General features: G+C 59.6%; 12 protein-coding genes and 1 tRNA gene. 3 read left to right on the forward strand and 10 right to left on the reverse strand.

The genetic code is table 11. The features are described 5' to 3' along the window. Positions 1-119: 119 nt before the first annotated feature. The 6 genes from tsaA to rimO form a co-directional block, all read right to left on the reverse strand. Positions 120-818: a tRNA (N6-threonylcarbamoyladenosine(37)-N6)-methyltransferase TrmO gene (gene tsaA, locus D882_RS0120805; RefSeq protein ID WP_027925012.1), complete on the reverse strand. Its 699-nt coding sequence runs from the start codon at positions 816-818 to the stop codon at positions 120-122. A gap of 161 nt (positions 819-979) precedes the next feature. After that, positions 980-1,750: an SDR family oxidoreductase gene (locus D882_RS0120810; RefSeq protein ID WP_027925013.1), complete on the reverse strand. Its 771-nt coding sequence runs from the start codon at positions 1,748-1,750 to the stop codon at positions 980-982. A 193-nt stretch (positions 1,751-1,943) separates the two neighbouring features. Then, positions 1,944-2,414, reverse strand: coding sequence for a DUF1456 family protein (locus D882_RS0120815; protein WP_008010137.1), 471 nt, complete (start codon positions 2,412-2,414; stop codon positions 1,944-1,946). Positions 2,415-2,490: 76 nt separating this feature from the next. Continuing rightward, positions 2,491-3,201, reverse strand: coding sequence for an rRNA pseudouridine synthase (locus D882_RS0120820; RefSeq protein ID WP_027925014.1), 711 nt, complete (start codon positions 3,199-3,201; stop codon positions 2,491-2,493). Positions 3,202-3,284: 83 nt separating this feature from the next. Beyond that, complete coding sequence (locus D882_RS0120825) at positions 3,285-3,758, reverse strand: GNAT family N-acetyltransferase (protein WP_027925015.1); 474 nt, start codon at positions 3,756-3,758, stop codon at positions 3,285-3,287. Positions 3,759-3,871: 113 nt separating this feature from the next. Continuing rightward, positions 3,872-5,209 (reverse strand): 30S ribosomal protein S12 methylthiotransferase RimO, encoded by a 1,338-nt coding sequence (gene rimO / locus D882_RS0120830; RefSeq protein WP_027925016.1) that lies wholly within the window; start codon positions 5,207-5,209, stop codon positions 3,872-3,874. 288 nt (positions 5,210-5,497) lie between these two features. Between rimO and D882_RS0120840 the strand changes: the two genes are divergently transcribed. Further along, positions 5,498-7,399: a potassium transporter Kup gene (locus tag D882_RS0120840; RefSeq protein WP_027925018.1), complete on the forward strand. Its 1,902-nt coding sequence runs from the start codon at positions 5,498-5,500 to the stop codon at positions 7,397-7,399. A 190-nt stretch (positions 7,400-7,589) separates the two neighbouring features. On the opposite strand, the gene D882_RS0120845 is transcribed toward D882_RS0120840, so the two are convergent. Continuing rightward, entirely contained in the window at positions 7,590-7,913 is a 324-nt protein-coding gene (locus D882_RS0120845; protein ID WP_027925019.1) for a DUF3077 domain-containing protein, read from the reverse strand. A 524-nt stretch (positions 7,914-8,437) separates the two neighbouring features. Here D882_RS0120845 and D882_RS0120850 point away from each other — a divergent pair. After that, positions 8,438-8,728: a Phd-YefM gene (locus tag D882_RS0120850; protein ID WP_027925020.1), complete on the forward strand. Its 291-nt coding sequence runs from the start codon at positions 8,438-8,440 to the stop codon at positions 8,726-8,728. Between the two features lie 11 nt (positions 8,729-8,739). Then, positions 8,740-9,027, forward strand: a complete 288-nt coding sequence (locus D882_RS0120855) for a type II toxin-antitoxin system RelE/ParE family toxin (RefSeq protein WP_027925021.1) — start codon at positions 8,740-8,742, stop codon at positions 9,025-9,027. A 389-nt stretch (positions 9,028-9,416) separates the two neighbouring features. Here the strand turns inward: D882_RS0120855 and D882_RS0120860 are convergent, their stop codons facing one another. The 3 genes from D882_RS0120860 to D882_RS0120870 form a co-directional block, all read right to left on the reverse strand. Continuing rightward, positions 9,417-10,715: a virulence factor family protein gene (locus D882_RS0120860; protein ID WP_027925022.1), complete on the reverse strand. Its 1,299-nt coding sequence runs from the start codon at positions 10,713-10,715 to the stop codon at positions 9,417-9,419. Next, positions 10,715-13,357 carry a bifunctional lysylphosphatidylglycerol flippase/synthetase MprF gene (gene mprF / locus D882_RS0120865; protein ID WP_027925023.1) on the reverse strand — a complete coding sequence of 881 codons (2,643 nt, stop codon included), beginning with the start codon at positions 13,355-13,357 and terminating at the stop codon, positions 10,715-10,717. The genes D882_RS0120860 and mprF overlap by 1 nt, the downstream gene beginning before the upstream one ends. Positions 13,358-13,635: 278 nt before the next feature. Further along, positions 13,636-13,712, reverse strand: a tRNA-Met gene (locus D882_RS0120870). Between the last annotated feature and the right edge of the window lie 211 nt (positions 13,713-13,923).

A 13,923-nucleotide genomic window follows, 5' to 3' on the forward strand; every position in this document is an offset into this window, starting at 1 on the left:
CAGCGTTGTTTTACCTGTGGGAGCGAGCTTGCTCGCGATAGGGGAGTGTCAGTCGACATCAATATTGACTGACACACCGCCATCGCGAGCAAGCTCGCTCCCACAGTTGTTTCTGGTGTTTAGATTTTCGCGGGGATGACTTCCAGGACGCGGATAACCCCGGCCTCGGGATAATGCCAACGCACGTCCAGGTCCCAGAACTGCGCGCCATATTCCCGCTCGGGTGTAGGAATCTGGTACGCCGGACGTGGGTCTTGTGCCAGGCATTGCTCGATCAACGCCACCAAGGGCTCTTCAAGGCGCTGAGCATGGCCATGAGCCTGTTGCAGCGCGGCATCCGTCCACTGCACGGGAATCAGCTGCGGCGCGGCGCTGGCGATGCTGTTGGAGGCGCTGTCGATGATGTCGGCGTAAGGCACGTAAGGTTTGATGTCGAGAATCGGCGTGCCGTCCAGCAAGTCGATCCCGGATATCCACAGGCGATTGGCTTCGACCTTGTCCAGCTTGACCACGGATTGACCGATGCCGTTGGGCCGATGCGTAGCGCGGGTGGCGAATACGCCCATGGATTTGTTGCCGCCTAGACGAGGCGGGCGGACTTTCAAGCGCGGTTTTTCTTCCAGGGCCTGGTGGAACAGGAACAGCAACCAGACGTGACTGACCTGTTCCAGGCCTTGCACCGCATCGCCCTGATCGAACGGCGCGACCAACTCCAGTACACCGCGAGCGGCCGGGGCCAGTTGCGGTTGGCGCGGGATGGCGAACTTCTCCTTGAAGCAGGAGCGCACGAAGCCGATGGGGGAAACGCTGTAGGTCATGATCTGGGGTCGAGGCGGGGTCAGGACGGGCATGATAACCCGAGCGGCCACAGGATCGGTGGTGCCAGTCAGTCCGTCATCGCGGGCAAGCCTCGCTCCCACAGGGAAATGCATTCCAACGGTGGGCGCGTGGCTTGCCCGCGATGGCCGCACCGCCAATCTCAGAGACTGAACCCACCATCCAAAGGAATAATATTCCCGGTCATATACGCCCCCGCCGTACTCGCCAGACTGATCGCCAGCGCCGCCATCTCTTCCTCTCGGCCCCAACGCTTCATCGGAATCAGCGCCGTATCCTCGGCCAACGCCTGTTCATCATTGCCAATGTGCTGGGTCATCTTGCTCGGGAAACGCCCCGGCGCGATCACGTTGACGTTGATGTGCTGGCTCACCAGTTCCCGCGCCAGAATCCGCGACAATTGATGTAGGGCGGCTTTACTTGGCCCGTAGGCATACGCCTGCTCACCAAAGGACGAAATCCCGGCCACCGAGCCGATGTTGATGATCCGCGCCGGATTGGCTTCGGAGCCGGCTTTGCGCAGCAGCGGCAAAAACTGCTGAATGCAGTTGAACACCGACGTCACGTTGAGCTGCATGACCTTTTCCCAACCCTTGACCGGGTAGCTCTCCAGCGGAGCGCCCCACGTTGTGCCGGCGTTGTTCACCAGAATATCCAGATGAGTGATCTGCTCGCCCAGGCGCGTAGCCAGTTGAAGCACACCTTCTTCGGTGGCCAGGTTGGCCGCTACGCCATGGCAGCGCCCGAATGCGTTCAACTCGTCAGCCGTTTGCCGGCAAGCTTCAGCATCCCGGGCGCAGACGTACACGGTTGCGCCGGCTTCGACATAAGCCTTGGCGATCATTTTGCCGATACCACGGGTGCCACCGGTCACCAGTGCAGTGCGGCCTTGCAGGGAAAAGTACGGGTGCATGGCGAATCCTGAGCGTTGAGGGTCAGTACACCCTAGTCGTCAGTCGCCGTCAGCGGAGCCACTATTTTTGCGAGGAATGAGGGGCCATTCGGCCCAGTCTGAGTCCGCTTCTGTAGGAACACAGCTTGCTGGCGATGGCGTTTTGAAGATCGCTATCGCACAGCAAGCTGTGCTCCTACAGGGGACGAGGCGCTTACTGCGGCCGAACGCGCAGGGTCAGGCCTTTGAGGAAGTTGCGCAGCAACTGGTCGCCACAGGTGCGGTAGTTGGTGTGGCCGAACTTGCGGAACAGCGCGCTTAGCTCAGGCTTGGACACCGGAAACTCGGCAGCCTTGAGGATCGCGTGCATGTCGTCTTCTTTCAGTTCGAAGGCCACGCGCAGCTTTTTCAGGATGATGTTGTTGGTCACCGGGACTTCGATCGGCTGCGGTGGACGGCTTTCGTCCTTGCCGCGCTTGAAGATCACCAGGCCATCGAGGAAGTGCGCCATGACTTCATCCGGGCAGCGGACGAAGCCTTCTTCGTCTTCTTCTTTCTTGTCGAGGTAAGTCAGCAGGTCTTCCATGGACACGTCCATGCCGCCGAGCTTGATGATCTCGATGACCTTCTTGTCGCTGATGTCCAGCATGTAGCGAACGCTGCGCAATACGTCGTTATGAATCATGGTGTGCAATCCTGATATTCAGCAGTGGGCGCCGCAGCAAACAGCGGCGCCGGAATGTGTGGCGGCGGGAGAAGCCTTAGAACTTCTCTTTGCCGGACAGGTAGCGCCATTGGCCCAGCGGCACTTTGCCGATGGACACACCGCCGATGCGGATGCGGCGGATGGCGACGACCTTCAGGCCGACGGCCTGGCAAAACAGGGCGATCACGCCCGGTTGCGGGTTCTTCATCGCAAAGCGCAGGCGGTTTTCGTTCTGCCAGCTGGCCTTGACCGGCGGCAGTTCCTTGCCCTTGTACGTCAGGCCGTGGTTCAGGCGGTTAAGGCCGTGAGCCACCATGTCGCCTTCAACCTCGACCACATACTCTTGCTCGATCTTGCTGGCATCGGCAGTGAGTTTGCGCAGAATCTTCCAGTCCTGGGTGAACACCAGCAAACCGCTGGCGTTGGCCTGCAGGTCGGTGCTGGCGGTCAGGCGCAGGAAATGGCCCTTGAGCGGACGTTTGCTGAAGCGGTGTTCTTCGCTCAGCGTCTCGGCGCTCAGGGTGGCCATGGCGGTGTCCGCGTCCATGCCCACGGGCACGTTCAACAGGATAGTCACCGGTTCTGGTGCAGTGGCCTTGGCCTCGGGGTCGAGTTCGACTTTTTGCGTGCCGACCTTGAATTGCGGCTCGTCGATGACTTCACCGTCCACGGTCACCCAGCCGCCCTCGATGAACAGCTCAGCCTCCCGACGGGAACAGCCGACGAGTTCGATGAGGCGTTTGGAGAGACGAATCGGGTCAGTCATGACAGGGCCGTAACAAAAAAGGGGTGGGCATTGTACCTGCGTGGCGCCGGTTAATCGCGGGTCCATTTTGCAAGGTGAGACTTTTAGCCGCGTTGAGCGCGCTGATCTGCCTGCTTCATGCGCATATGCAACAGCGGATAAGGCTGGCCCATGCCGTCAAACTCGGAACGGCCGATCACTTCGAAGCCTTGTTTGAAGTAGAACCCCAAGGCTTGCGGGTTCTGTTCGTTGACGTCCAGTTCGTCGGCATTCAGGTGTTCCATGGCATAGCGTAGCAACTGTTTGCCCAGGCCCTGGCCGCGGTGGGCGGGATCGATGAAGAGCATTTCGATCTTGCCGGCGGCGACCCCGGCGAACCCGGTGATGCGTTGGCGCGGGTCCCGGGTGCAAATCAGCATCACGGCATCGAGGTAGCGGGTCAGCACCAGATCTTTCAACAACAGGATGTAACTGTCTGGCAGAAAGTCATGGGTGGCGCGCACCGAGGCCTCCCAGACCCGGGTGAGTTCTTCGTAGTCACTGTGTTTCGGGGTGTGGATGACCGAATGATGGCGCATGGCCGGATGTCCTGTGTGCAGTGGGGTGTGCGAGTCCTTTCTCCCACAAAACGATAGACGTAAAAAAGCCCCGCATCTCGTCAAGAGAGCAGGGCTTTTCGTATTTTTTGCGTTTAGATCTGTTCAGCCCACAGGTCGTATTCGTCGGCGTCGGTCACTTTGCACCAGACTTTGTCGCCCGGCTTCAAGTTGCTGCCGTTGTCGATGAACACGTTGCCGTCGATTTCCGGGGCGTCGAAGAAGCAACGCCCAACCGCGCCTTGCTCGTCGACTTCGTCCACCAACACTTCGATTTCACGGCCGATGCGCAGTTGCAGGCGCGCCGAGCTGATCGCTTGCTGGTGCGCCATGAAGCGGTCCCAGCGGTCTTGCTTGACGTCGTCCGGCACGATGGCCGCGTCCAGCAGGTTGGCCGGGGCGCCTTCGACGGGCGAGTACTGGAAGCAGCCGACGCGGTCGAGCTGGGCTTCGGTCAGCCAGTCCAGCAGGTACTGGAAATCTTCTTCGGTTTCGCCAGGGAAGCCGACGATGAAGGTCGAACGGATGATCAGGTCCGGGCAGATCTCGCGCCAGTTCTTGATGCGCGCCAGGGTCTTGTCTTCGAAGGCCGGGCGTTTCATGGCTTTCAGGACTTTCGGGCTGGCGTGCTGGAACGGGATGTCCAGGTACGGCAGGATCTTGCCGGCGGCCATCAACGGGATCAGCTCGTCGACGTGCGGGTACGGGTAAACGTAGTGCAGGCGAACCCAGACGCCGAGGGAGCTCAGGGCTTCGCAGAGTTCGGTCATGCGGGTTTTCACCGGCGCGCCGTTCCAGAAACCGGTGCGGTATTTCACATCAACGCCGTAAGCGCTGGTGTCTTGGGAAATTACCAGCAGCTCTTTGACGCCGGCCTTGACCAGGCGCTGAGCCTCGTCGAGCACGTCACCGACCGGACGGCTGACCAGTTTGCCGCGCATCGACGGGATGATGCAGAAGCTGCAGCTGTGGTTGCAGCCTTCGGAAATCTTCAGGTAGGCGTAGTGGCGCGGGGTCAGCTTGATGCCTTGCGGCGGCACCAGGTCGATCAGCGGGTTGTGATCCTGACGCGGCGGCACGGCGTCGTGCACGGCGTTGACCACTTGCTCGTACTGCTGCGGACCGGTCACGGCCAGCACGCTTGGGTGCACCTTGCGAATGTTGCCTTCTTCGACGCCCATGCAGCCGGTCACGATAACCTTGCCGTTTTCCTTGATGGCTTCGCCGATCACTTCCAGCGATTCAGCCTTGGCCGAGTCGATGAAGCCGCAGGTGTTGACCACCACGACATCGGCGTCCTCGTAAGTGGACACGACGTCATAGCCTTCCATGCGCAGCTGGGTAAGGATGCGCTCGGAGTCGACCAGTGCTTTTGGGCAACCCAGGGATACGAAGCCAACCTTTGGATTGGCCGGCGCAGGAGTGGTGGACATGTCTAACCTCGGTATTTGTGACGCCTCCAGCCGAGTCGGCAAGGCGACAAACGGGCGCTTTTCTGCGCCTCTGATCAAAAAGTGCGCAATTCTAGCGATCAGTCGTTCACTTGACCAGCTTTATGCAGGGAAATACGACGAGTGCTGCGCTATGCTTCGCGCCGTTAGGCTTTACCAAATATTTACAGTCAACATATCGTCTGTAACCTGAAGTAAAACAGCGCATGCTGCGTGGCAATGCATAGTGCTTCTTCCAAAGAAGTCCGTTCTGGGTAGTAGGAGTGGTGGATGGGTCAGGCAAGTAGTCAGGCAGCGAGCGCCGGGCATTCGGCGGCGAAGCCGATCGGCATGCTGGTCGCGGCGGTCGGGGTGGTTTACGGCGATATCGGCACAAGCCCGCTGTACACCCTCAAAGAAGTGTTTTCCGGTGGCTACGGCGTGCCGGTCAACCATGACGGCGTGCTGGGAATACTGGCGCTGATCTTCTGGTCGCTGATCTGGGTCGTCTCGATCAAGTACATGATGTTCGTGCTGCGCGCCGACAACCAGGGCGAGGGCGGGATCATGGCCCTGACGGCGCTGGCCAGACGGGCGGCGTCGGGGTATCCCAGGTTGCGAGGGTTGCTGGTGGTCTGCGGGCTGATCGGTGCGGCGCTGTTCTACGGCGACAGCATGATCACCCCGGCAATTTCCGTCCTCTCGGCGATTGAAGGTCTTGGCTTGGCGTTCGATGGCATCGACCATTGGGTGGTCCCGCTGTCGTTGGTCGTGCTGGTGGCGCTGTTCCTGATCCAGAGCCACGGCACCGCGCGAATCGGCATTCTGTTCGGGCCGATCATGGTCACCTGGTTTGTGGTGCTGGGGGCGCTGGGCGTCTACGGGATCATGCAGCACCCGGAGGTGTTGCAAGCGCTGAACCCGGTCTGGGGCGTGCGTTTCTTCACCCAGCACCCGGGCATGGGCGTGGCGATCCTCGGCGCGGTCGTGCTGGCGTTGACCGGCGCCGAAGCGCTGTACGCCGACATGGGCCACTTCGGTCGCAAGCCGATTGCCCGCGCCTGGTTCATCCTCGTGTTGCCGGCGCTGGTGCTGAACTACTTCGGCCAAGGCGCGCTGTTGCTGGGGGATCCGGAAGCCGCTCGTAACCCGTTCTATCTGTTGGCGCCAAGCTGGGCGTTGATCCCGCTGGTGGGCCTGTCGACCCTGGCCACGGTGATCGCCTCGCAAGCGGTGATTTCCGGTGCGTTCTCCCTGACCCGTCAGGCGATCCAGCTCGGCTACATTCCGCGCATGCACATCCGCCACACCTCCAGCGCCGAACAAGGCCAGATTTACATCGGTGCGGTGAACTGGGCGCTGATGGTCGGCGTGATCCTGCTGGTGCTGGGCTTCGAATCCTCCGGCGCCCTGGCCTCGGCGTACGGCGTGGCGGTGACCGGCACCATGCTGATGACCACCATCCTGGTGTCGGCGGTGATGTTGCTGCTGTGGAAATGGCCTCCGGTCCTCGCGGTGCCGGTGTTGATCGGCTTCCTGCTGGTGGACGGCCTGTACTTCGCCGCCAACGTGCCGAAAATCGTCCAGGGCGGCGCCTTCCCGGTGATCGCCGGTATCGCGTTGTTCGTGCTGATGACCACCTGGAAACGCGGCAAGCAATTGCTGGTCGAACGCATGGACGAAGGTGGGCTGCCCCTGCCGATTTTCATCAGCAGTATCCGTGTGCAACCGCCGCATCGCGTGCAGGGCACCGCCGTGTTCCTGACCGCACGCCCGGATGCGGTGCCTCATGCGCTGTTGCACAACCTGCTGCATAACCAAGTGCTGCACGAGCAAGTGGTGCTGCTGACGGTGGTCTACGAAGACATCCCACGGGTACCGCCGAGCCGACGCTTCGAAGTTGATTCCTACGGCGAAGGGTTCTTTCGGGTGATCCTGCACTTCGGTTTCGTCGACGAACCGGACGTGCCACAGGCGCTGAAACTGTGTCACCTCGATGACCTGGACTTCAGTCCGATGCGCACCACCTACTTCCTCAGCCGCGAGACGGTGATTGCCTCCAAGCTGGAAGGCATGGCCCGTTGGCGAGAGGGGTTGTTTGCGTTCATGTTGAAAAACGCCAATGGCAATTTGCGCTTCTTTAATCTGCCGTTGAACCGGGTGATTGAGCTGGGGACTCAGGTAGAAATGTAAGCCTCAACAAAAAGCCCCCGTTGCCGTGAAGGTGGCGGGGGCTTTTTTGTGTCTGGCATTTGATCCCGACCCAATGAAAATCCCTGTGGGAGCGGGCTTGCCCGCGATAGCGGTATGTCTGTCAAATCAATGCTGGATCTGCCGCCGTCATCGCGGGCAAGCCCGCTCCCACAAGGGAATTGCGGTGTTACTAGCTTACGGGACGCTCTTCTTCGGATTCGGTTTTTGTCCGGGCAGGTCGTGGGGTTAGGACCTTCAAGACATCATCAATAACAGCCTTACCCATTGCTGTCAGGTAATGCGCGGCCCATGCGTGGCGGTCGGTGTCTCTTGCGTAGGCAGCATCCTCGGCGAATGATTTGCCGAGGAAGAGGAGGTCGGAGGCTTGGGCTAAAGCTTCGACGATGGGGACGCCGGCGCGGACGTTGAATAGCGCTTGATCCGAGCAGTAGATGAGGGGGGTGAAGCCGATGGTTTTTAAATCTGAAATCGCGGACGGATCTATTTTGCTCATTGTTTCGCTCCTTAAAACGAGGAGCTGCCACATTCGTTACCACACGAATGGGTGGCAGCTGTACGCAGGGTGGTAAACCGGAAGAGCAAAGGAACCGGCAGACCCGAAGGTCTCCCACGCACAGCCGCCATAACACTGGATGACAGGCGAAAACGCATGAAATCGTGTTGGGAGCGCTGTTGCACTTTGCTTTGCCGGGTTACCACACCCGATCACTGCATCTGCAGCGACGTCCGGAGACTATCCCGTCAAAGAAAAGCGCAACAAGGCGGCAAAGTGCCCAAACGCGAGATTCGGAGTTTGCCTACAAGGTCTGCGGGCGTCATCTGATATTGCGACACCAGAAGTAAACGAAACTAAACACGGCGGGAGCGTTTACACGTCCTTCGGCTCACTTTTTCTCAGGGTGAAAAACGCTGGATGAGAAACTCGCGTTTTTTGCAGCTTGCTGTATGTCTAATTCAACGCAATACTCTGCGTAGAACTGTGTGTTCAAATTTGCATGATTGTGTAGAGAGGTGAGTATGACGGCATTACTGGAGCGTGCTGACCAAGCAATTTCGGTGACTGCAATGGTCAGGGGGTTCAGTGCGAGGCTAAAGGAGATTTCCAGCCGAGCCACCGAACGACTGGTCATTTTCAAAGACAACCAACCCGCAGCGGTCATTATCAATGTCGATGCGTATCAGGAAATGCTCGACGAGCTCGAGGACCTTCGGGTTGAAGCGGCGGCTCGAGAGCGACTGATCGGTTTTGATCAGGCCAAGGCTGTCAGCCACGACGATATGCGGGCGCGGTACGCCAAGAAAGACTAAAGGAGCTGTGGATGGTTTGGGGCGTTATCTATCATCCGGAGGTTCAGAAGGATCTGGATCTGCTGGGAGCTGTGGCGGCGAACCGCATTCTTGATGTGATCGAAGAGCGGATTATCAATGGTGAGCCAGATAAGAGCAGCAAGCCCCTAAGAGCCAGTCTTGCAGGTTGCAGACGGATCCGGACAGGCGACACACGAATTGTTTATCGAGTCGATGGCAAGGCCATTCAGGTACTGATCGTCGCAGTCGGAGCCCGACGTGATGAAGAGGTCTATGACGCCGCAGAGCGTCGCCTATAAGTAGACGCCTCCGTTGCCGTGAAGGTAGCGGGGGCTTTTTTGTGTCCGAACACATAACTTGAAGACGACGGAGACTCAATGTGGGAGCGGTGTTACTTGCTCTGGGGCAGTTTTTCTTCTGATTCGGTCTTTGTTTGGTTCGGTCGAGAGGTCAGAATCTATTGAACTGTGTTGACGGCTCGATTTTTCCAATAACAAAAGTGTCCACGTTTTATGGAGTGTGGACACTTGGACTTTCTAGCTTGATGAAGAGTCAAGACATTTAGGAGAATGGAGTCGAGGTCGAGTTCGACATACCGTCTACTAGCTGAAAGCACTTCACGTCCGCACATGTAAAAAAGCCCCCGCAACCAAACAGCTGCGGGGGCTTTTTCGTGGCGACGCTCAGATCACTCTTGCGCCGTCGCGTCTTCCTTGGCCTGTCGCTTGACGATGATGTCCACAAGGCGCTGGGCCAGTGCCGGGTAGTTCTCGTCGAAGTGGTGGCCGCCAGGCAGTTTCATCGTTTCGCCCACGGCGGTCTTGTCGGTGCAGCCGCTTTCGTCGACTTCTTCTTCGCCGTAGATGCACACCACTTTTTCCGGTGGCAGCTTGGCCATTTCCGGGCCGGTGGCGGCTTCTTTGCCGGCGTTGCCGAGCCAGCCTTCGACTTCGATTTCGAAGCTGCCGGTACGGGCGAAGGCCAGGAGGATGATGGCGTCGACGCGCTGTTGTTCCGATTCGGCCAGGCGGTTGTAGATCGCTGGCAGTACGTCAGCGCCGAACGAGTAACCGGTCAGGATGAAGCGCTTGGTGCCCCATTTCTGCCGGTAGTGCTGCATCAGTTCGGCGAGGTCCAGGGCGCTTTGCTCCGGGCTCTTGTGCTGCCAGTAGTAGCGCAGGGTGTCGATGCCGACCACTGGGTAACCGATCTTGGCCATTTCGCCCGCTACGTCACGGTCAAGGTCACGCCAGCCGCCGTCACCGGACAGGAACAGGGTCACAGTGTCCTTGGCCTGGCCGGCGGGTACTTCAACAACCGGGATCTGCAGGCCGCCGGCGGCTTTGTCGCCACCGACGAGGATCTTGCGCAGTTCGTTGTTCAGCACTTGCGGCAGGTTGATGTCGTAGTCGCTGATACTGGTTTCGGCGTTGGGTTGATCGCGCACGAAACCGGCACTGGTGTCGTCCGGGTTGTCGTTCCATGCCACCAGCCAGTGGCCGTGGGCGGCGCTTTTCGGCAGCAGGTGGGTGCAACCCGGTTTTTCCAGGGCCAGGTCAACGGAAACGGCCTGAGCCTTGTCGTTCTTTTGTTCGGACAACCAGCGCCACGCCAGCACGGCGCCAGGGCCGATGCCGCTGACCAGGGTCGCCGGGCCTTTGAGTTCTCTCAGGCCCGATTGCAGGGCCCGGCTTTGCAGCAGGCAGTCTTTGGGCAGGATCACCTGGACAATCTGCGCCGAGCTGGAGCGGCTCAGGGTCATCAACTGCTGATCGCTGAGCTTCTGGTCTTCATTGACCGCCACCAGTACCTGGGCTTTCGGTGTGGTCCCGGGAATCACACGGGTCATCGCCGCGCCATCAGCCGGTGTCAGCAGTTCGAGCGTCGGAGCCGGTGCCGGACGTTTCAGGTACCAGTAACCGCCACCGAGAATCAGGGCCAGCACTACCAGTGTGGCCAGTACGTACCGCAAGGAGCGTTGAATCATCAGCGTTTCACCAATCCGGTCAAGCCGCCCGCAATCAGGGCAGCAGTGTCGGCCAGGGCTACCAGCGGATCGAGTCCGGCGGGCACGGCCATATAACGGGGTTCCCAGTCAGGCTGGAACTTGTCTTTGAAGCGGCGCAAGCCTTGGAAGTTGTAGAGCTGCTCACCACGGCGGAAAACCATCGAGCCCAGGCGCTGGGTCAGTGGTGCACCACGACGGGGTTGCAACCCCGACAACGGCACCATGCCCAGGCTGAAGCGCGCGTATCCATGATTTTTATAATGTTGAATCAGGCCGACCATCATGAACTCCATGGTCAGTTTTGGCGCGTCCGGGTGCGCACGCATCAGGTCGAGGCTGGCCAGGTCATGGCCATAAGTCTCGAGCAAATTGGCGAACGCTACCGGGCGACCTTCGAAGCGGATCACCGCAATGCGGAAATGCTTGAGGTAATCATCGCTGAAACGGCCCAGCGAGAAGCCTTTCTCGCGCACGTTCTTGCCGGTCAGCCAGGCATCGGAAATCACCTTGAGCTCATCCATTGGCGCATGACCCGGCTCAAAGATCTCCAGCGATAACCCGTCGCGGGTACCGCGGTTCCAGGTGTAGCGCAGGTCTTTCATCTCTTTGCCCTTGGCTTCGAGATCAAATCGATGCAGATCGACTCGGGCTTCTTCGCCCAATTTGATCGCGGTCAGGCCGATGTCCATGTAGTACGGCAGGTTCTCGGCGCGCACCTGATAGAACACAGGACGGGCGTGGTGGACGTCGCAAAGGTCGCGGAACTGCCAGATCATTTCCGCCCGTTGCTGGGTCGGGCCGATCGGGTCGTACAACGCCACCAGGCTGCGCCCGCGGCGGGCGTACATCAGAAACGCCTCGTCGTCAGGGTGGAACAGCAGCGCCTTGTCACCGGTCAGGGCGAGGCCGCCATCCGGTTGGGCTGAAGCCATGAGGATCTTGGACGCGCGCTCCAGTTCATCCGGCGTCGGCAAATGGATGACCGGGCGGGCGGTGCGCAGCAGCCAGGTCAGGGACACCACGACCAGCAGCACGGCGGCGCCCAGCAGCGAGCGCAAGCCACGCGGCGCATCAGCATCGAGGGTGAACTGCCACCAGAGTTGATGGCTGTACGGAACGTCCTGATACGCAAACAACAGCAGCCAGATCGAGGCCCCCAGCACGCACAGGCTCGACACCAGATACAACGGCGAGAACGGCAGTTCGGTGAGGCGGCTCGGGCGATAGAACGAGCGACGGAAAACCCCCAGCAAGCTGGCGATGAGGGTCATCAGGCAGGCTTCTTCCCAGTCAAAACCCTTGAGCAGGGAGAGCAGGGCGCCGACCAGCAGCAAAATAGTGGTCAGCATCCAGGCGGCCGACAAACGTCGGCGCAGGCCTTGAGCCAGCAACAGGCACAGCACGCCGATCAGGCTGGCGCCGAAGTGCGAGGCGTCGACCAGACGATGCGGGATCAGGAAACCGATGTGTTCCAGGCGGGTATCGATTTCCGGGGTCACGCCGGAAAATAGCAGCACCACGCCGGACAGGAACACCAGCACCGCCAGAATCGGAGCAGCGAGACCGGACGCCGCGCGCAGGGACTGACGCGACTGAAACAGGCGCTGGCCTTCATTAATCAGCAGAAAGATGCAGGCCACCAGCAAAGGCAACACCACATAAATCAGTCGATACAGCAGCAGGGCGGCGGCCAGTGGTGCTGCGCCGAGTGAATCGGCGAAGGCGGCCAGCAGGATCGCTTCGAATACGCCGACCCCGCCCGGCACGTGGCTGAGCACACCCGCGGCCAATGCCAGCAAGTACACCAACAAAAAGGCGCCGAAGGGGGGCGCTTCCGGCAGCAACAGATAGAGCACGGTCGCGGCGGCGGCCACGTCCAGGGCAGTGATGATCAGTTGCAGGAAGGTCAGGCGGCGGCCGGGCAGGCGCAAGGTGCGGCGACCGACTTTGACCAACAGGTTATCCGGTGAAGGCTGTTCCGGCAGGCGACGGCGGTAGATGCCGATGGCCAGCACACTAAAGAGCAGCAGGACAGCTGCGGCAATCACGCCGAGCAAGGTCTCGGACAGACCCAGGGCGGTAGAGGCGGCCGGCAGGTCACTAAGGGTTGCCAGCGCGGCCAGCGGTGGCAGGGCGCAACCGAGCGACAGGCTGGCAAACAACGTCATGTGAGCGACGTCTCCAGCCCCCAGGCCATGACGCGCATATAAACGGTAGCGAACCGAGCCCCCCGAGAGCATGGAAAGGCCAATGGCGTTGCCGATGGCGAAGGCCGTGAAGCCACCAAGTGCAAGGATTCTCGGCGGCAGCATTACACCCGCATAGCGGCTGGCCGACCATTCGTAACCCAACAGAATGATGAAGCCGACGATGGTCGCACCCAGTGCGCCGAGCAGGGCCGGTTTCGGGACTTCCAGGATCGAGTCATGCAAAGCGTACAGGTCGAGTTCGCTCAACAGATGACGACAGGCAATCAGCGCGATCGCGAACAACAGCAGCGTGACCGCCAGGCCAATGGGCTGACGGTATTTGCTGATCAGATCGAGCAGGTGCAAACGCCCGGCCTTGATCGGTTGTGTCGCTGTGACGGTGTCTTGTGGATCAGACGAGTTGGCGCGCATCAATCACCTCTTGGATTGTGCGCGACAGGATGGAGGTATCGAGCCAAGTTACCAATCCCTGTAGAAAAAAATAATCACGAATATTAACGCCTCTCACCGGTTTGCGGCGATGGACTGTCATGAGTCGTAGAGGGGGCTGCCTGAGTTGCAGCATAGTCTGAACTCGGCTGCCTGATGATCCCTGACGCTTCACGACACTGTGACAGATCATTGTTGCGAAAGGACTTTTTCTGCAGATACAAAAAAGGCCACTCTTTCGAGTAGCCTTTTTTGATGTTTGGTTGCGGGAGCCGGATTTGAACCGACGACCTTCGGGTTATGAGCCCGACGAGCTACCAGACTGCTCCATCCCGCGTCTGTGTGGCGGCATTCTACAGGCGAACGGCGGGGTGTCAACCGTTAATCCCGATATAGGTCAAATAAGCGCAAATGAGCGGGCGAACGGTTGCAGGGGAGACCTAAGTTTCGGAATCAGAACGATTTCTCATTTCTGGGCACGATCATCTAAAGGCGCCATTTCTTCGCTCACACCTACAAAACAGGCGCGCACAAAAAAGGCCACTCTT

It is taken from the genome of Pseudomonas sp. URMO17WK12:I12 (genome assembly GCF_000514395.1).
GTDB lineage: Bacteria > Pseudomonadota > Gammaproteobacteria > Pseudomonadales > Pseudomonadaceae > Aquipseudomonas > Aquipseudomonas mucoides.